14 protein-coding genes and 4 tRNA genes are annotated in these 17,055 nt (G+C 53.6%); 17 read left to right on the forward strand and 1 reads right to left on the reverse strand.

Going from position 1 to position 17,055, the window contains the following annotated elements; all coding sequences use genetic code 11:
• Nucleotides 1-190: 190 nt before the first annotated feature.
• From dppA to dppF, 5 genes are all read left to right on the forward strand, one after another.
• Nucleotides 191-1,798, forward strand: a complete 1,608-nt coding sequence (gene dppA / locus ACEPLT_RS00895) for a dipeptide ABC transporter periplasmic-binding protein DppA (protein WP_008502769.1) — start codon at nucleotides 191-193, stop codon at nucleotides 1,796-1,798.
• A gap of 177 nt (nucleotides 1,799-1,975) precedes the next feature.
• A complete protein-coding gene (gene dppB / locus ACEPLT_RS00900) occupies nucleotides 1,976-2,995 on the forward strand; it encodes a dipeptide ABC transporter permease DppB (RefSeq protein ID WP_008502770.1) in 1,020 nt (339 codons plus the stop codon).
• Nucleotides 2,996-3,004: 9 nt separating this feature from the next.
• On the forward strand, nucleotides 3,005-3,907 hold the full coding sequence (gene dppC / locus ACEPLT_RS00905; protein WP_008502771.1) for a dipeptide ABC transporter permease DppC: 903 nt from the start codon (nucleotides 3,005-3,007) through the stop codon (nucleotides 3,905-3,907).
• Nucleotides 3,908-3,917: 10 nt separating this feature from the next.
• On the forward strand, nucleotides 3,918-4,901 hold the full coding sequence (dppD, locus tag ACEPLT_RS00910) for a dipeptide ABC transporter ATP-binding protein (RefSeq protein ID WP_008502772.1): 984 nt from the start codon (nucleotides 3,918-3,920) through the stop codon (nucleotides 4,899-4,901).
• Nucleotides 4,898-5,911: a dipeptide ABC transporter ATP-binding subunit DppF gene (gene dppF, locus ACEPLT_RS00915; protein WP_008502773.1), complete on the forward strand. Its 1,014-nt coding sequence runs from the start codon at nucleotides 4,898-4,900 to the stop codon at nucleotides 5,909-5,911. Before dppD ends, dppF begins: the two co-directional genes overlap by 4 nt.
• A 44-nt stretch (nucleotides 5,912-5,955) precedes the next feature.
• Here dppF and coaA read toward each other — a convergent pair whose 3' ends face one another.
• Nucleotides 5,956-6,906, reverse strand: a complete 951-nt coding sequence (gene coaA, locus ACEPLT_RS00920; protein ID WP_021242480.1) for a type I pantothenate kinase — start codon at nucleotides 6,904-6,906, stop codon at nucleotides 5,956-5,958.
• 317 nt (nucleotides 6,907-7,223) lie between these two features.
• On the opposite strand from coaA, the gene ACEPLT_RS00925 reads away from it, so the two are divergent.
• The 12 genes from ACEPLT_RS00925 to rpoB all read left to right on the forward strand — a co-directional run bounded on the left by ACEPLT_RS00925 (nucleotide 7,224) and on the right by rpoB (nucleotide 16,993).
• Nucleotides 7,224-7,299: transfer RNA gene (locus ACEPLT_RS00925), tRNA-Thr, on the forward strand.
• Nucleotides 7,300-7,307: 8 nt separating this feature from the next.
• Nucleotides 7,308-7,392, forward strand: a tRNA-Tyr gene (locus ACEPLT_RS00930).
• Nucleotides 7,393-7,509: 117 nt separating this feature from the next.
• Nucleotides 7,510-7,584, forward strand: a tRNA-Gly gene (locus tag ACEPLT_RS00935).
• A 6-nt stretch (nucleotides 7,585-7,590) separates the two neighbouring features.
• Nucleotides 7,591-7,666 (forward strand) — tRNA-Thr (locus tag ACEPLT_RS00940).
• A gap of 118 nt (nucleotides 7,667-7,784) precedes the next feature.
• Nucleotides 7,785-8,969 carry an elongation factor Tu gene (gene tuf / locus ACEPLT_RS00945; RefSeq protein WP_014830236.1) on the forward strand — a complete coding sequence of 395 codons (1,185 nt, stop codon included), beginning with the start codon at nucleotides 7,785-7,787 and terminating at the stop codon, nucleotides 8,967-8,969.
• A 229-nt stretch (nucleotides 8,970-9,198) separates the two neighbouring features.
• On the forward strand, nucleotides 9,199-9,582 hold the full coding sequence (gene secE, locus ACEPLT_RS00950; protein WP_003862342.1) for a preprotein translocase subunit SecE: 384 nt from the start codon (nucleotides 9,199-9,201) through the stop codon (nucleotides 9,580-9,582).
• A 1-nt stretch (nucleotide 9,583) separates the two neighbouring features.
• Nucleotides 9,584-10,129, forward strand: coding sequence for a transcription termination/antitermination protein NusG (nusG, locus tag ACEPLT_RS00955; RefSeq protein WP_003862341.1), 546 nt, complete (start codon nucleotides 9,584-9,586; stop codon nucleotides 10,127-10,129).
• Between the two features lie 155 nt (nucleotides 10,130-10,284).
• Nucleotides 10,285-10,713, forward strand: coding sequence for a 50S ribosomal protein L11 (gene rplK, locus ACEPLT_RS00960; protein WP_008503452.1), 429 nt, complete (start codon nucleotides 10,285-10,287; stop codon nucleotides 10,711-10,713).
• A 3-nt stretch (nucleotides 10,714-10,716) separates the two neighbouring features.
• Entirely contained in the window at nucleotides 10,717-11,421 is a 705-nt protein-coding gene (gene rplA, locus ACEPLT_RS00965) for a 50S ribosomal protein L1 (protein ID WP_006810530.1), read from the forward strand.
• A gap of 291 nt (nucleotides 11,422-11,712) precedes the next feature.
• The gene (gene rplJ / locus ACEPLT_RS00970) at nucleotides 11,713-12,210 is read left to right on the forward strand and encodes a 50S ribosomal protein L10 (protein ID WP_013095001.1); all 498 of its coding nucleotides are present in this window, start codon (nucleotides 11,713-11,715) and stop codon (nucleotides 12,208-12,210) included.
• A gap of 66 nt (nucleotides 12,211-12,276) precedes the next feature.
• Nucleotides 12,277-12,645, forward strand: a complete 369-nt coding sequence (gene rplL / locus ACEPLT_RS00975) for a 50S ribosomal protein L7/L12 (RefSeq protein WP_013095002.1) — start codon at nucleotides 12,277-12,279, stop codon at nucleotides 12,643-12,645.
• A 319-nt stretch (nucleotides 12,646-12,964) separates the two neighbouring features.
• A complete protein-coding gene (gene rpoB, locus ACEPLT_RS00980; RefSeq protein WP_008503453.1) occupies nucleotides 12,965-16,993 on the forward strand; it encodes a DNA-directed RNA polymerase subunit beta in 4,029 nt (1,342 codons plus the stop codon).
• The last annotated feature ends 62 nt before the right edge of the window (nucleotides 16,994-17,055 follow it).

Here is a 17,055-nt window from a genome sequence, read left to right on the forward strand (position 1 = left end):
CATTCTGTTGACAGATTGTAGGGCATGAGGGGCATTTCAGGGACGATCTGCGCTGCAACTCAAACGCTCTTCTGAAAGGATTCTCCATCCCTTTAACGCCTTCGGGCACCTCCGACCGGACCGGGTAAAAAATAAATAAAGGTCTGGCGGCGTAACACAACAAAGCAAAACATCACATTGGAGCAGAATAATGAGTATTTCCTTGAAGAAGTCAGGGATGCTGAAGCTTGGTCTGAGCCTGGTGGCTATGACCGTGGCAGCAAGCGTACAGGCAAAAACCCTGGTTTACTGTTCTGAAGGCTCGCCGGAAGGCTTTAACCCACAGCTCTTTACCTCTGGTACGACTTACGACGCAAGCTCTGTACCGATCTATAACCGTCTGGTTGAATTCAAAACCGGCACCACGGAAGTGATTCCGGGTCTGGCCGAGAAGTGGGACGTCAGCGAAGACGGTAAAACCTACACCTTCCACCTGCGCAAGGGCGTGAAGTGGCAGGACAGCAAAGAATTCAAACCAACGCGCGACTTTAACGCCGACGACGTTGTGTTCTCCTTCGACCGTCAGAAAAACGCTCAGAACCCGTACCACAAAGTCTCTGGCGGCAGCTATGAATACTTCGAAGGGATGGGTCTGCCGGATCTGATCTCTGAAGTGAAAAAAGTGGACGATAATACCGTTCAGTTCGTGCTGACGCGTCCGGAAGCACCGTTCCTGGCTGACCTGGCCATGGACTTCGCCTCAATTCTGTCCAAAGAGTACGCGGACAACATGCTGAAAGCCGGTACGCCGGAAAAAGTCGACCTGAACCCAATCGGTACCGGTCCATTCCAGCTGCTGCAGTACCAGAAAGACTCCCGTATTCTGTATAAAGCATTCGAAGGCTACTGGGGCACCAAGCCGAAGATTGATCGTCTGGTCTTCTCCATCACGCCTGATGCGTCAGTACGTTATGCAAAACTGCAGAAAAACGAATGCCAGGTGATGCCATACCCGAACCCGGCTGACATCGCCCGCATGAAGCAGGATAAGAACATCAACCTGCTGGAGCAGGCTGGCCTGAACGTGGGCTATCTCTCCTTCAACACCGAGAAGAAACCGTTTGATGACGTGAAAGTGCGTCAGGCGCTGACCTACGCGGTGAACAAAGAAGCGATTATCAAGGCGGTTTACCAGGGCGCTGGCGTTGCAGCCAAAAACCTGATCCCACCAACCATGTGGGGCTATAACGACGACGTTAAAGATTACTCCTACGATCCTGAGAAAGCGAAAGCGCTGCTGAAAGAAGCGGGCCAGGATAAAGGCTTCACCGTTGAGCTGTGGGCGATGCCGGTACAGCGTCCGTACAACCCGAACGCACGCCGTATGGCAGAAATGGTTCAGGCTGACTGGGCGAAGATTGGCGTACAGGCCAAGATTGTGACCTACGAGTGGGGCGAGTACCTGAAGCGCGCCAAAGCGGGTGAGCACCAGGCAGTGATGATGGGCTGGACCGGTGACAACGGGGATCCGGACAACTTCTTCGCTACCCTGTTCAGCTGTGCTGCAGCGAAAGACGGTTCTAACTACTCTCGCTGGTGCTACAAGCCGTTTGAAGACCTGATCCAGCCGGCGCGTGCGACCGACGATCACAACAAACGTATTGAACTGTACAAGCAAGCGCAGGTTGTTATGCACGATCAGGCTCCGGCGCTGATTGTTGCTCACTCCACCGTGTACGAGCCAGTGCGTAAAGAAGTGAAAGGCTACGTGGTTGATCCGCTGGGCAAACACCACTTCGAAAACGTATCGGTTGAATAATTAAAAGCAACGCCAGGCGGCGCTGCGCTTGCACTGGCCTACGGTATGTAGGCCGGGTAAGCGTAGCGCCACCCGGCAGCAGTGCTTAATTCTCTCTCTGAAAGGAGAGGGGATAAGATTTGTGAGCAATACAGACGTCACGCCACTGGTCGTGCGTCATCAGAGAGAATCCGGGTTATGTTGCAGTTCATCCTCCGACGTCTGGGACTTGTTATCCCCACGTTTATCGGTATCACCCTTCTCACTTTTGCCTTCGTCCATATGATCCCCGGCGACCCGGTAATGATTATGGCGGGCGAGCGTGGTATTTCCCCTGAGCGCCATGCACAGCTGCTGGCTGAACTTGGCCTCGATAAGCCAATGTGGCAGCAGTATCTCCACTATATCTGGGGCGTGCTGCACGGTGATTTAGGGATTTCGCTGAAAAGCCGTCTTCCGGTGTGGGACGAGTTCGTGCCGCGTTTTAAAGCGACGCTGGAGCTTGGCGTCTGCGCCATGATTTTCGCCACCGCGGTGGGTATTCCTGTCGGGGTACTGGCTGCCGTTAAGCGTGGCTCTATTTTTGACCACACCGCTGTGGGCCTGGCGCTGACCGGCTACTCCATGCCTATCTTCTGGTGGGGCATGATGCTGATCATGCTGGTCTCGGTGCAGCTTAACCTGACACCGGTCTCCGGGCGCGTCAGCGATATGGTCTTCCTGGATGACTCCAACCCGCTCACCGGCTTTATGCTGATTGATACGGCTATCTGGGGCGAAGAGGGCAACTTCATGGATGCCGTCGCGCATATGATCCTGCCTGCCATGGTGCTGGGCACCATTCCTCTGGCGGTGATCGTGCGTATGACCCGTTCATCGATGCTGGAAGTGCTGGGTGAGGATTATATCCGCACCGCGCGCGCCAAGGGCCTGACGCGTATGCGCGTTATCATCGTCCATGCGCTGCGTAACGCCATGCTGCCGGTGGTGACCGTTATCGGTCTCCAGGTGGGGACATTGCTGGCGGGGGCGATCCTGACCGAAACCATCTTCTCCTGGCCGGGCCTGGGTCGCTGGCTGATTGACGCGCTGCAACGCCGTGACTATCCGGTGGTGCAGGGCGGTGTGCTGCTGGTCGCGACGATGATTATCCTCGTCAACCTGCTGGTCGATTTGCTGTACGGCGTGGTGAACCCGCGTATTCGTCATAAGAAGTAAGGGGCCATCATGTCACAGGTTTCTGAAAACAAAGTTGTTGCTGCACCGGTTCCGATGACGCCGATGCAGGAGTTCTGGCACTACTTCAAGCGCAACAAAGGCGCGGTGGTGGGGCTGGTGTATGTCGCTATCATGATCCTGATTGCGGTGTTTGCGAACGTCCTCGCGCCGTATAACCCGGCGGATCAGTTCCGCGATGCGCTGCTCGCCCCGCCTGCCTGGCAGGATGGCGGTAGCCTGGCGCACCTGCTGGGGACCGATGATGTGGGCCGCGATGTGCTGTCGCGTCTGATGTACGGTGCGCGCCTGTCGCTGCTGGTCGGCTGCCTGGTGGTGGTGTTATCCCTGATTATGGGGATCGTACTGGGTCTGGTTGCCGGCTACTTCGGCGGTATCGTTGATAACATCATCATGCGTATCGTCGACATCATGCTGGCGCTGCCAAGCCTGCTGCTGGCCCTGGTGCTGGTGGCGATCTTCGGTCCGTCGATCGGTAACGCCGCCCTGGCGCTGACGTTCGTGGCGCTTCCTCACTACGTGCGTTTAACCCGTGCGGCGGTGCTGGTGGAAGTGAACCGCGATTACGTCACCGCCTCTCGCGTGGCGGGTGCCGGTGCGATGCGCCAGATGTTCGTCAATATCTTCCCGAACTGCCTTGCGCCGCTGATCGTTCAGGCGTCGCTCGGTTTCTCTAACGCCATTCTTGATATGGCCGCTCTTGGTTTCCTGGGCATGGGTGCGCAGCCGCCAACACCGGAGTGGGGCACCATGCTCTCCGACGTGTTGCAGTTCGCACAAAGCGCCTGGTGGGTTGTCACCTTCCCGGGTCTGGCAATCCTGCTGACGGTGCTGGCATTTAACCTGATGGGTGATGGCCTGCGTGATGCGCTTGATCCCAAACTGAAGCAGTAAGAGGCACGAGATGGCGTTATTAAATGTAGATAAATTATCGGTGCACTTCGGCGATGAAGGCACCCCGTTTCGCGCCGTGGACCGCATCAGCTACAGCGTAAATCAGGGCGAAGTGGTTGGCATTGTCGGGGAGTCCGGTTCCGGTAAGTCAGTGAGCTCACTGGCGATCATGGGGCTGATTGATTACCCGGGCCGCGTGATGGCGGAAAACCTGCAGTTCAACGGTCAGGACCTGAAGCGCATTTCTGAGAAACAGCGCCGCCAGCTGGTGGGTGCGGAAGTGGCGATGATTTTCCAGGATCCGATGACCAGCCTGAACCCGTGCTACACCGTCGGTTTCCAGATTATGGAAGCAATCAAGGTGCACCAGGGCGGGAATAAGAAAACGCGTCGTCAGCGGGCGATCGATCTGCTGAACCAGGTGGGCATTCCTGACCCGGCATCGCGTCTGGACGTTTACCCGCACCAGCTTTCAGGCGGGATGAGCCAGCGCGTGATGATCGCCATGGCGATTGCCTGTCGGCCAAAGCTGCTGATTGCGGATGAACCGACGACGGCGCTGGATGTGACCATCCAGGCGCAAATCATCGAGCTGCTGCTGGAGCTGCAGCAGAAAGAGAACATGGCGCTGGTGCTGATTACGCACGATCTGGCGCTGGTGGCTGAAGCTGCGCACAAAATCATCGTGATGTATGCCGGCCAGGTGGTCGAGACCGGAAATTCGCACGATATCTTCCGCGCGCCGCGTCACCCGTATACCCAGGCGCTTTTACGCGCGCTGCCGGAGTTTGCTCAGGATAAAGCGCGTCTGGCGTCGCTGCCGGGTGTGGTGCCGGGCAAATATGACCGTCCGCAGGGCTGTCTGCTCAATCCGCGCTGTCCGTATGCGACGGACAAATGCCGGGCGGAAGAACCAGAGCTGAACCAGCTGGCTGACGGTCGTCAGTCGAAATGCCACTACCCACTCGATGATGCCGGGAGGCCAACACTATGAGTACGCAACAGGCCACCACGCAACAGCCGCTGTTGCAGGCCATCGACCTGAAAAAATATTACCCGGTAAAGAAGGGGCTGTTTGCCCCTGAACGCCTGGTGAAAGCGCTGGACGGCGTCTCCTTTAACCTCGAACGCGGTAAAACGCTGGCGGTGGTGGGGGAGTCCGGCTGCGGGAAATCCACGCTGGGCCGTCTGCTGACGATGATTGAAGTGCCGACCGGCGGCGAGCTCTATTATCAGGGGCAGGATCTGCTCAAGCACGACCCGCAGGCGCAGAAGCTGCGTCGCCAGAAAATCCAGATTGTGTTCCAGAACCCGTACGGTTCGCTGAACCCGCGTAAAAAGGTGGGGCAGATTCTGGAAGAGCCGCTGCTGATTAACAGCAATCTCAGCAAAGAGCAGCGCCGTGAAAAAGCGCTGGCGATGATGGCGAAGGTCGGCCTCAAAACCGAGCACTATGACCGCTACCCGCACATGTTCTCCGGCGGCCAGCGCCAGCGTATCGCCATCGCGCGCGGTCTGATGCTTGACCCGGACGTGGTGATTGCCGATGAGCCGGTGTCGGCGCTCGACGTCTCCGTGCGGGCGCAGGTGCTGAACCTGATGATGGATCTCCAGCAGGAGCTGGGGCTCTCCTACGTGTTCATCTCCCACGACCTGTCGGTGGTGGAGCATATTGCCGATGAAGTGATGGTGATGTACCTGGGGCGCTGCGTGGAGAAGGGGACCAAAGACCAGATCTTTAATAACCCTCGTCACCCGTACACCCAGGCGCTGCTGTCTGCGACGCCACGTCTGAACCCGGACGATCGTCGTGAGCGCATAAAGCTGACGGGAGAGCTGCCAAGTCCGCTGAATCCGCCGCCGGGATGTGCATTCAACGCCCGCTGCAGCCGCCGCTTTGGCCCCTGCACCCAGCTACAGCCGCAGCTGAAGGAGTATGGTGGTCAGCTGGTGGCCTGCTTCGCGGTCGATCAGGATGAAAATGGCGAGAAGCCACACGCATAATGAAAAAAAACCGGCGCTAAGCCGGTTTTTTTATGTCTGCTTTATTATTTCCGCAGGCGAATCTGGTCGACGGCGTGCTTCTCGCTCTTGGTGAGGATAAGGCTCGCACGCTCGCGCGTCGGCAGGATGTTCTCTTTAAGATTCACATAGTTGATCTCATTCCATAGCCCCGTCGCCACATTGATCGCTTCTTCTTCAGAAAGCTGAGCATAGTGGTGGAAATAGGAATCCGGATCGGTGAATGCCCCTTCGCGGAACTTCAGGAAGCGGTTGATGTACCAGTTCTGCAGCAGGTCTTCCGGCGCATCGACATAAATAGAGAAATCGACGAAATCCGAAACAAAGACGTGATGCGGATCGTGAGGATAGTCCATGCCGCTTTGCAGCACGTTGAGACCTTCCAGAATGAGAATATCCGGCTGGACCACCGTCTTATCCCCACCCGGGATGCGATCGTAGATCAGGTGCGAATAGACCGGCGCCGTCACGTGAGGCACGCCGGATTTCAGATCGGAGACAAATTTTACCAGACGGTGCATATCATAAGAGAGCGGGAAGCCTTTCTTCTTCATCAGCCCGCGTTCTTTTAATACTTCGTTTGGATGCAGGAAGCCGTCGGTCGTGATCAGCTCCACGCTGCGGTGTTCCGGCCAGCGGCTCAACAGTGCCTGCAGGACGCGTGCGGTGGTGCTTTTACCCACGGCCACGCTGCCTGCGATACTGATGATATAAGGAATGCGTTGACCGTTCGTCCCGAGAAACTGCTCCAGCACCGCCTGACGACGCAGGTTCGAGCTGATATAGAAGTTAAGCAAGCGCGAGAGGGGGAGATAAATTTCTGCCACTTCTTCAAGGGACAGATCTTCGTTTATCCCTTTTAACCGTGCGATTTCACCTTCCGTCAGCGTCATAGGGACGGAATCACGCAGGGCAGCCCACTGGCTGCGGTTAAAGTGAAGATAAGGCGTCATTAACGTTTGCTCTTTTTTGCTCATAAGCATGCTTCAGTGAGCCAGCATGAAACTGCCGGATCGTGGCTCATCACACAGTTAATTTTGGACAATGGGCAGGAGGTTAACACCAGATGACAGGAATAATAAGAAAAAAGATGGAAAGCGCTGCGTTACGCGGAGGCCGTCACGCTACGGTGTATATAGTGTAAATCACGCGTACATGTTGATTATTTGACCCGCAATGACTACTTTTACAGCGCTTAGCGCTTCGTTCGCATAAAATGTGAGCGAAAGAACGTTTTATGCAAATTTTTAGTTGCATGACCGCGCAGGTATCCATAGAATGCGCGCTACTTGATGCCGACTTAGCTCAGTAGGTAGAGCAACTGACTTGTAATCAGTAGGTCACCAGTTCGATTCCGGTAGTCGGCACCATCAAGTCCGGTGGGGTTCCCGAGCGGCCAAAGGGAGCAGACTGTAAATCTGCCGTCACAGACTTCGAAGGTTCGAATCCTTCCCCCACCACCACTTTCTGGCAGCGTAAATGCCGCCGGAGCTGGTTGGAAAAATTAGCCAGCTCAAACTGAAAAAGAGAGAAATCTCTTTTTTTGTTACAGAAAGAACTGGGTAGCCGAGTTTCAGGATGCGGGCATCGTATAATGGCTATTACCTCAGCCTTCCAAGCTGATGATGCGGGTTCGATTCCCGCTGCCCGCTCCAATACGTGCTGATATGGCTCAGTTGGTAGAGCGCACCCTTGGTAAGGGTGAGGTCCCCAGTTCGACTCTGGGTATCAGCACCACTTCACTTCTCCTTCCCGTTTCTCTCTGTTTCAATTTTACTGTATTCAACAATTCAGGCATTTCGCCTGGTTGATGTGGTGATATCACCGATTTATCCGTGTCTTAGAGGGACAATCGATGTCTAAAGAAAAGTTTGAACGTACAAAACCGCACGTTAACGTCGGTACTATCGGCCACGTTGACCATGGTAAAACAACGCTGACCGCTGCAATCACTACCGTTCTGGCAAAAACCTACGGTGGTTCTGCTCGTGCATTCGACCAGATCGATAACGCACCAGAAGAAAAAGCTCGTGGTATCACCATCAACACCTCTCACGTTGAGTACGACACCCCGACTCGCCACTACGCACACGTAGACTGCCCAGGCCACGCCGACTATGTTAAAAACATGATCACCGGTGCTGCGCAGATGGACGGCGCGATCCTGGTTGTTGCTGCGACTGACGGCCCAATGCCTCAGACTCGTGAGCACATCCTGCTGGGTCGTCAGGTAGGCGTTCCTTACATCATCGTGTTCCTGAACAAATGCGACATGGTTGATGACGAAGAGCTGCTGGAACTGGTAGAGATGGAAGTTCGTGAACTGCTGTCTCAGTACGATTTCCCGGGCGACGATACCCCAATCGTTCGTGGTTCTGCTCTGAAAGCGCTGGAAGGCGACGCAGAGTGGGAAGCGAAAATCATCGAACTGGCTGGCTTCCTGGATTCTTACATCCCAGAACCAGAGCGTGCGATTGACAAGCCATTCCTGCTGCCAATCGAAGACGTATTCTCCATCTCCGGTCGTGGTACCGTTGTTACCGGTCGTGTAGAGCGCGGTATCATCAAAGTTGGTGAAGAAGTTGAAATCGTTGGTATCAAAGAGACTGCGAAGTCTACCTGTACTGGCGTTGAAATGTTCCGCAAACTGCTGGACGAAGGCCGTGCTGGTGAGAACGTTGGTGTTCTGCTGCGTGGTATCAAACGTGAAGAAATCGAACGTGGTCAGGTTCTGGCGAAGCCAGGCTCAATCAAGCCGCACACCAAGTTCGAATCTGAAGTGTACATCCTGTCCAAAGACGAAGGCGGCCGTCATACTCCGTTCTTCAAAGGTTACCGTCCACAGTTCTACTTCCGTACTACTGACGTGACCGGTACCATCGAACTGCCAGAAGGCGTTGAGATGGTAATGCCAGGCGACAACATCAAGATGGTTGTGACGCTGATCCACCCAATCGCGATGGACGACGGTCTGCGTTTCGCAATCCGTGAAGGTGGCCGTACCGTTGGCGCGGGCGTGGTTGCTAAAGTTCTCGGCTAATTGCTGATAACATTTGACGCAATGCGCAATAAAAGGGCATCATTTGATGCCCTTTTTGCACGCTTTCACGTCAGAACCTGGCTCATCAGTGATTATTTTTGTCATAATCATTGCTGAGACAGGCTCTGCAGAGAGCGTATAATTCGAAAAGCGAATTAGCATTTCGATTTGGTTTGCCTCGCAATCGCGGGGTGAAAATGTTTGTAGAATACTTCTGACAGGTTGGTTTATGAGTGCGAATACCGAAGCTCAAGGGAGCGGGCGCGGCCTGGAAGCGATGAAATGGGTAGTAGTAGCCGTTCTGCTGATCGTAGCGATTGTCGGCAACTACCTTTATCGTGACATGATGCTGCCGCTACGCGCGCTTGCAGTGGTAATTCTGATTGCTGCAGCGGGTGGTGTCGCGCTGTTGACGACGAAAGGCAAAGCGACCGTCGCTTTTGCTCGCGAAGCGCGTACCGAAGTCCGTAAGGTAATTTGGCCGACTCGCCAGGAAACATTGCACACCACGCTGATCGTAGCGGCGGTTACCGCTGTAATGTCACTGATCCTGTGGGGACTGGATGGTATTCTGGTTCGCCTGGTATCCTTTATCACTGGCCTGAGGTTCTGAGATGTCTGAAGCCCCTAAAAAGCGCTGGTACGTCGTTCAGGCGTTTTCCGGTTTTGAAGGCCGCGTAGCAACATCGCTGCGTGAGCATATCAAATTACACAACATGGAAGAGTTATTTGGCGAAGTTATGGTTCCGACCGAAGAAGTGGTCGAGATCCGTGGCGGCCAGCGTCGCAAAAGCGAGCGCAAATTCTTCCCGGGTTACGTGCTGGTTCAGATGGTGATGAACGACGCGAGCTGGCACCTGGTGCGCAGCGTACCGCGCGTGATGGGCTTTATCGGCGGCACGTCTGACCGTCCGGCGCCAATCAGCGACAAAGAAGTGGATGCGATTATGAACCGCCTGCAGCAGGTTGGTGATAAGCCGCGTCCGAAAACGCTGTTTGAACCGGGTGAAATGGTTCGTGTTAATGACGGTCCGTTTGCTGACTTTAACGGCGTCGTTGAAGAAGTGGACTACGAAAAGTCCCGCCTGAAAGTTTCTGTATCTATCTTCGGTCGTGCGACCCCGGTAGAACTGGACTTTGCGCAGGTCGAAAAAGCCTAAGCAGCGATCAAAAAAGCGACGATTTAATCGTTGCACAGGGCGCGAGATTGGAATACAATTTCGCGCCTTTTGTTTTTATGGGCCCGGCCCGTAAAACGAATTTTATTCACGGGGAGCCTCACTGAGGCGCTATTACCCAATCAGAGGATTTTAGAATGGCTAAGAAAGTACAAGCCTACGTCAAGCTGCAGGTTGCAGCTGGTATGGCGAACCCAAGTCCACCAGTTGGTCCAGCTCTGGGTCAGCAGGGTGTGAACATCATGGAATTCTGTAAAGCGTTCAACGCAAAAACGGAATCCCTGGAAAAAGGTCTGCCAATCCCAGTCGTAATCACTGTTTACGCTGACCGTTCTTTCACTTTCGTTACCAAAACCCCTCCTGCAGCAGTTCTGCTGAAGAAAGCGGCTGGTATCAAGTCTGGTTCCGGTAAACCGAACAAAGACAAAGTGGGTAAAATTTCCCGCGCTCAGCTGCAGGAAATCGCGCAGACCAAAGCTGCCGACATGACTGGTGCCGACATTGAAGCGATGACTCGCTCAATCGAAGGTACTGCACGTTCCATGGGCCTGGTAGTGGAGGACTAAGAAATGGCTAAACTGACCAAGCGCATGTCCGTGATCCGTGACAAAGTTGATGCGACCAAACAGTACGACATCAACGAAGCTATCGCTCTGCTGAAAGAACTGGCAACTGCTAAGTTCGTTGAAAGCGTTGACGTTGCCGTTAACCTGGGCATCGACGCGCGTAAATCCGATCAGAACGTTCGTGGCGCAACTGTACTGCCACACGGTACTGGCCGTTCCGTTCGTGTAGCTGTATTTGCTCAGGGTGCAAACGCTGAAGCTGCTAAAGCTGCCGGCGCTGAACTGGTAGGTATGGAAGATCTGGCTGATCAGATCAAGAAAGGCGAAATGAACTTTGACGTTGTTATTGCTTCTCCAGATGCAATGCGCGTTGTTGGCCAGCTGGGCCAGGTTCTGGGTCCACGCGGCCTGATGCCAAACCCGAAAGTGGGTACTGTAACCCCTAACGTTGCTGAAGCGGTTAAGAACGCTAAAGCAGGTCAGGTTCGTTATCGTAACGACAAAAACGGCATCATCCACACCACCATCGGTAAAGTGGACTTTGACGCTGACAAACTGAAAGAAAACCTGGAAGCTCTGCTGGTTGCGCTGAAAAAAGCAAAACCAACTCAGGCGAAAGGCGTGTACATCAAGAAAGTTAGCATCTCCACCACCATGGGTGCAGGTGTTGCAGTTGACCAGGCTGGCCTGAGCGCTGCTGCAAACTAATGCCTTTACGTGGGCGGTGATTTTGTCTACAATCTTACCCCCACGTTTGCTAACGAAAGTTAGCGGCTAAAAGAATTGTTCGTTGGAGCCTGGCCTAATCCAGGCCTCCGTCGAAGACCGCAGGTGTTTCGCAAGAGACTTAATCCCCTGCGTAGACGGTGACAGAACGCTAAGATTATTTTTGGATACTCTGGCTTGTTTCTGCTCACCGTATTAAGACGCTCTTTCCGTTGGGGAGAGTGAAGTGAGTTCCGGAACATGAGTTCCGGCAAACATCCAGGAGCAAAGCTAATGGCTTTAAATCTTCAAGACAAACAAGCGATTGTTGCTGAAGTCAGCGAAGTAGCCAAAGGCGCGCTGTCTGCAGTAGTTGCGGATTCCCGTGGCGTTACTGTAGACAAAATGACTGAACTGCGTAAAGCAGGTCGTGAAGCTGGCGTTTACATGCGTGTTGTTCGTAACACCCTGCTGCGCCGTGCTGTTGAAGGTACCTCTTTTGAGTGCCTGAAAGACACGTTTGTTGGTCCGACCCTGATTGCATACTCTATGGAACACCCGGGCGCTGCTGCTCGTCTGTTCAAAGAGTTCGCGAAAGCGAATGCAAAATTTGAGGTCAAAGCCGCTGCCTTTGAAGGTGAGCTGATCCCGGCGTCTCAGATCGACCGCCTGGCAACTCTGCCGACCTACGAAGAAGCAATTGCACGCCTGATGGCAACCATGAAAGAAGCTTCGGCTGGCAAACTGGTTCGTACTCTGGCTGCTGTACGCGATGCGAAAGAAGCTGCTTAATCGCAGTTATCTTTATAAAGCATCTGCTTACGTATAAACTTATTCTGATATTCAGGAACAATTTAAATGTCTATCACTAAAGATCAAATCATTGAAGCAGTATCCGCTATGTCCGTAATGGACGTTGTTGAGCTGATCTCTGCAATGGAAGAAAAATTCGGTGTTTCTGCTGCTGCTGCTGTAGCTGTTGCTGCTGGCCCAGCTGCTGACGCTGCTGAAGAGAAAACTGAATTCGACGTAATTCTGAAAGCTGCTGGCGCGAACAAAGTTGCAGTAATCAAAGCTGTTCGTGGCGCTACCGGTCTGGGTCTGAAAGAAGCTAAAGACCTGGTAGAATCTGCTCCAGCTGCGCTGAAAGAAGGCGTGAGCAAAGACGACGCAGAAGCACTGAAAAAATCTCTGGAAGAAGCTGGCGCTGAAGTTGAAGTTAAATAAGCCAACTTTTCTGGTTGCAGCCTAAGTCATTAGGCTGATGGCTGGTGACTTTTTAGTCACCAGCCTTTTTGCGCTGTAAGGCCTCGGTAGCATTTCACACTGTTTGACTATCGATGTGTCTTTCAATGCTTGTTTCTATCGACGACTTAATATACTGCGACAGGGTGCTCGCTCTGTGTAAATCGCAATGAAATGGTTTAAGCGTGATAGCAACAGGTATTGCGGAAAGTATTCAATTTTCCGGTCCACAAAATGGTGTTGCACAAACTGTCCCTTCGTCGGACAGATGGGTCGACTTGTCAGCGAGCTGAGGAACCCTATGGTTTACTCCTATACCGAGAAAAAACGTATTCGTAAGGATTTTGGTAAACGTCCACAAGTTCTGGACATTCCATATCTCCTTTCTATCCAGCTTGACTCGTTCCAGAAGTTTATCGAGCAAGATCCTGAAGGGCAGTACGGTCTGGAAGCAGCCTTCCGCTCCGTGTTCCCGATTCAGAGCTACAGCGGTAACTCCGAGCTGCAGTACGTCAGCTACCGCCTTGGCGAACCGGTGTTTGACGTTCAGGAATGTCAGATCCGTGGCGTGACCTATTCCGCACCGCTGCGCGTGAAACTGCGTCTGGTGATCTACGAGCGCGAAGCGCCGGAAGGCACCGTAAAAGACATTAAAGAACAAGAAGTCTACATGGGTGAAATTCCACTCATGACAGACAACGGTACTTTCGTTATTAACGGTACTGAGCGTGTTATCGTTTCCCAGCTGCATCGTAGCCCGGGCGTCTTCTTCGACAGCGATAAAGGTAAAACGCACTCTTCCGGTAAAGTACTGTATAACGCACGCATCATTCCTTACCGTGGTTCCTGGCTGGACTTCGAGTTCGATCCAAAAGACAACCTGTTTGTCCGTATCGACCGTCGTCGTAAACTGCCTGCAACCATCATTCTGCGTGCACTGAACTATACCACTGAGCAGATCCTGGACCTGTTTTTTGAGAAAGTGATCTTTGAAATCCGCGACAACAAGCTGCAGATGGAGCTGGTGCCGGAACGTCTGCGTGGTGAGACCGCGTCGTTCGACATCGAAGCCGACGGCAAAGTGTATGTGGAAAAAGGTCGCCGTATCACCGCGCGCCACATCCGCCAGCTGGAAAAAGATGATATCAAACACATCGAAGTTCCGGTTGAATACATTGCAGGAAAAGTAGCCGCGAAAGATTACGTTGATGAATCAACTGGCGAGCTGATCTGCCCGGCTAACATGGAGCTGAGCCTGGATCTGCTGGCTAAGCTGAGTCAGGCTGGCCACAAACGTATCGAAACGCTGTTCACCAACGATCTGGACCACGGTCCGTACATCTCTGAGACTGTACGCGTCGACCCAACCAACGATCGTCTGAGCGCGCTGGTTGAAATCTACCGCATGATGCGTCCTGGTGAGCCACCAACTCGCGAAGCGGCTGAAAGCCTGTTCGAGAACCTGTTCTTCTCCGAAGACCGCTACGATCTGTCCGCGGTTGGTCGTATGAAGTTCAACCGTTCTCTGCTGCGCGACGAAATCGAAGGTTCCGGTATCCTGAGCAAAGACGACATCATCGAAGTGATGAAGAAGCTCATCGATATCCGTAACGGCAAAGGCGAAGTGGACGACATCGACCACCTCGGCAACCGTCGTATCCGTTCCGTAGGCGAAATGGCGGAAAACCAGTTCCGCGTTGGCCTGGTACGTGTAGAGCGTGCGGTGAAAGAGCGTCTGTCTTTGGGCGATCTGGATACCCTGATGCCTCAGGATATGATCAACGCCAAGCCGATTTCTGCAGCCGTGAAAGAGTTCTTCGGTTCCAGCCAGCTGTCTCAGTTTATGGATCAGAACAACCCGCTGTCTGAGATTACGCACAAACGTCGTATCTCTGCACTCGGCCCAGGCGGTCTGACCCGTGAGCGTGCAGGCTTCGAAGTTCGAGACGTACACCCGACGCACTACGGTCGCGTATGTCCAATCGAAACGCCTGAAGGTCCAAACATCGGTCTGATCAACTCCCTGTCCGTGTACGCACAGACCAACGAATACGGTTTCCTCGAGACCCCGTACCGTAAAGTGACCGACGGTGTTGTTACCGACGAAATTCACTACCTGTCTGCTATCGAAGAAGGCAACTACGTTATCGCTCAGGCGAACTCCAACCTGGATGACGAAGGCCACTTTGTAGAAGATCTGGTGACCTGCCGTAGCAAAGGCGAATCCAGCTTGTTCAGCCGCGACCAGGTTGACTACATGGACGTATCCACCCAGCAGGTGGTATCCGTCGGTGCGTCCCTGATCCCGTTCCTGGAACACGATGACGCCAACCGTGCATTGATGGGTGCGAACATGCAACGTCAGGCCGTTCCAACTCTGCGTGCTGATAAGCCGCTGGTTGGTACCGGTATGGAACGTGCTGTTGCCGTTGACTCCGGTGTTACTGCAGTTGCTAAGCGTGGCGGTACTGTTCAGTACGTGGACGCATCCCGTATCGTTATCAAAGTTAACGAAGACGAGATGTACCCGGGCGAAGCAGGTATCGACATTTATAACCTGACCAAATACACCCGTTCTAACCAGAACACCTGTATCAACCAGATGCCTTGCGTATCTCTGGGTGAGCCAGTTGAGCGCGGCGACGTGCTGGCAGACGGTCCGTCCACCGACCTCGGTGAACTGGCTCTCGGTCAGAACATGCGCGTAGCATTCATGCCGTGGAACGGTTACAACTTCGAAGACTCCATCCTCGTCTCCGAGCGTGTGGTTCAGGAAGATCGTTTCACCACCATCCACATTCAGGAACTGGCGTGTGTGTCCCGTGACACCAAGCTGGGGCCAGAAGAGATCACCGCTGACATCCCTAACGTGGGTGAAGCTGCGCTCTCCAAACTGGATGAATCCGGTATTGTTTACATCGGTGCGGAAGTGACCGGCGGCGACATTCTGGTGGGTAAGGTTACGCCGAAAGGTGAAACCCAGCTGACGCCAGAAGAGAAACTGCTGCGTGCCATCTTCGGTGAGAAAGCGTCTGACGTTAAAGACTCTTCTCTGCGCGTACCAAACGGTGTTTCCGGTACGGTTATCGACGTTCAGGTCTTCACTCGTGATGGCGTTGAGAAAGATAAGCGTGCGCTGGAAATCGAAGAGATGCAGCTCAAACAGGCTAAGAAAGACCTGTCTGAAGAACTGCAGATCCTCGAAGCGGGTCTGTTCAGCCGTATCTATGCGGTGCTGGTTGCCGGTGGCGTTGAAGCTGAGAAGCTCGACAAACTGCCACGCGATCGCTGGCTGGAACTGGGCCTGACCGACGAAGAGAAACAAAATCAGCTGGAACAGCTGGCTGAGCAGTATGACGAACTGAAACACGAGTTCGAGAAAAAACTCGAAGCGAAACGCCGCAAAATCACTCAGGGCGACGATCTGGCACCAGGCGTGCTGAAGATTGTTAAGGTCTATCTGGCTGTTAAACGTCAGATCCAGCCTGGTGATAAGATGGCAGGTCGTCACGGTAACAAGGGTGTTATCTCTAAGATCAACCCGATCGAAGATATGCCGCACGATGCTAACGGTACGCCGGTAGATATCGTACTGAACCCACTGGGCGTACCGTCTCGTATGAACATTGGTCAGATCCTGGAAACTCACCTGGGTATGGCTGCGAAAGGTATCGGCGACAAGATTAACGCCATGCTGAAACAGCAGCAGGAAGTCGCGAAACTGCGCGAATTCATCCAGCGTGCCTACGATCTGGGTACCGACGTGCGTCAGAAAGTCGACCTGAACACCTTCAGCGATGAAGAAGTGCTGCGTCTGGCAGAGAACCTGCGCAAAGGTATGCCAATTGCAACGCCGGTATTCGACGGTGCAAAAGAAGCTGAAATTAAAGAGCTGCTGCAACTGGGTGGTCTGCCAACGTCTGGTCAGATTACGCTGTTTGACGGCCGTACCGGTGAACAGTTCGAACGTCCGGTAACCGTAGGTTACATGTACATGCTGAAACTGAACCACCTGGTCGACGACAAGATGCACGCTCGTTCTACCGGTTCTTACAGCCTGGTTACTCAGCAGCCGCTGGGTGGTAAGGCACAGTTCGGTGGTCAGCGCTTCGGGGAGATGGAAGTGTGGGCGCTGGAAGCATACGGCGCGGCATACACCCTGCAGGAAATGCTCACCGTTAAGTCTGATGACGTGAACGGTCGTACCAAGATGTATAAGAACATCGTGGACGGCAACCATCAGATGGAACCAGGCATGCCAGAATCCTTCAACGTACTGTTGAAAGAGATTCGTTCGCTGGGTATCAACATCGAACTGGAAGACGAGTAATTCTCGCTCAAACAGGTCACTGGTGCCGGGTTAACCCCCGGCACCGGATTGTGCTAACTCCG

Source organism: Enterobacter sp. fkY84-1, assembly GCF_052974705.1.

Excerpts from the sequence above, each read along its gene's own strand:
- dppA (WP_008502769.1), top strand. The coding sequence starts at position 191 with ATGAGTATTTCCTTGAAGAAGTCAGGGATGCTGAAGCTTGGTCTGAGC.
- dppB (WP_008502770.1), top strand. The coding sequence starts at position 1,976 with ATGTTGCAGTTCATCCTCCGACGTCTGGGACTTGTTATCCCCACGTTT.
- dppC (WP_008502771.1), top strand. The coding sequence starts at position 3,005 with ATGTCACAGGTTTCTGAAAACAAAGTTGTTGCTGCACCGGTTCCGATG.
- dppD (WP_008502772.1), top strand. The coding sequence starts at position 3,918 with ATGGCGTTATTAAATGTAGATAAATTATCGGTGCACTTCGGCGATGAA.
- dppF (WP_008502773.1), top strand. The coding sequence starts at position 4,898 with ATGAGTACGCAACAGGCCACCACGCAACAGCCGCTGTTGCAGGCCATC.
- coaA (WP_021242480.1), bottom strand. The coding sequence starts at position 6,906 with ATGAGCAAAAAAGAGCAAACGTTAATGACGCCTTATCTTCACTTTAAC.
- tuf (WP_014830236.1), top strand. The coding sequence starts at position 7,785 with ATGTCTAAAGAAAAGTTTGAACGTACAAAACCGCACGTTAACGTCGGT.
- secE (WP_003862342.1), top strand. The coding sequence starts at position 9,199 with ATGAGTGCGAATACCGAAGCTCAAGGGAGCGGGCGCGGCCTGGAAGCG.
- nusG (WP_003862341.1), top strand. The coding sequence starts at position 9,584 with ATGTCTGAAGCCCCTAAAAAGCGCTGGTACGTCGTTCAGGCGTTTTCC.
- rplK (WP_008503452.1), top strand. The coding sequence starts at position 10,285 with ATGGCTAAGAAAGTACAAGCCTACGTCAAGCTGCAGGTTGCAGCTGGT.
- rplA (WP_006810530.1), top strand. The coding sequence starts at position 10,717 with ATGGCTAAACTGACCAAGCGCATGTCCGTGATCCGTGACAAAGTTGAT.
- rplJ (WP_013095001.1), top strand. The coding sequence starts at position 11,713 with ATGGCTTTAAATCTTCAAGACAAACAAGCGATTGTTGCTGAAGTCAGC.
- rplL (WP_013095002.1), top strand. The coding sequence starts at position 12,277 with ATGTCTATCACTAAAGATCAAATCATTGAAGCAGTATCCGCTATGTCC.
- rpoB (WP_008503453.1), top strand. The coding sequence starts at position 12,965 with ATGGTTTACTCCTATACCGAGAAAAAACGTATTCGTAAGGATTTTGGT.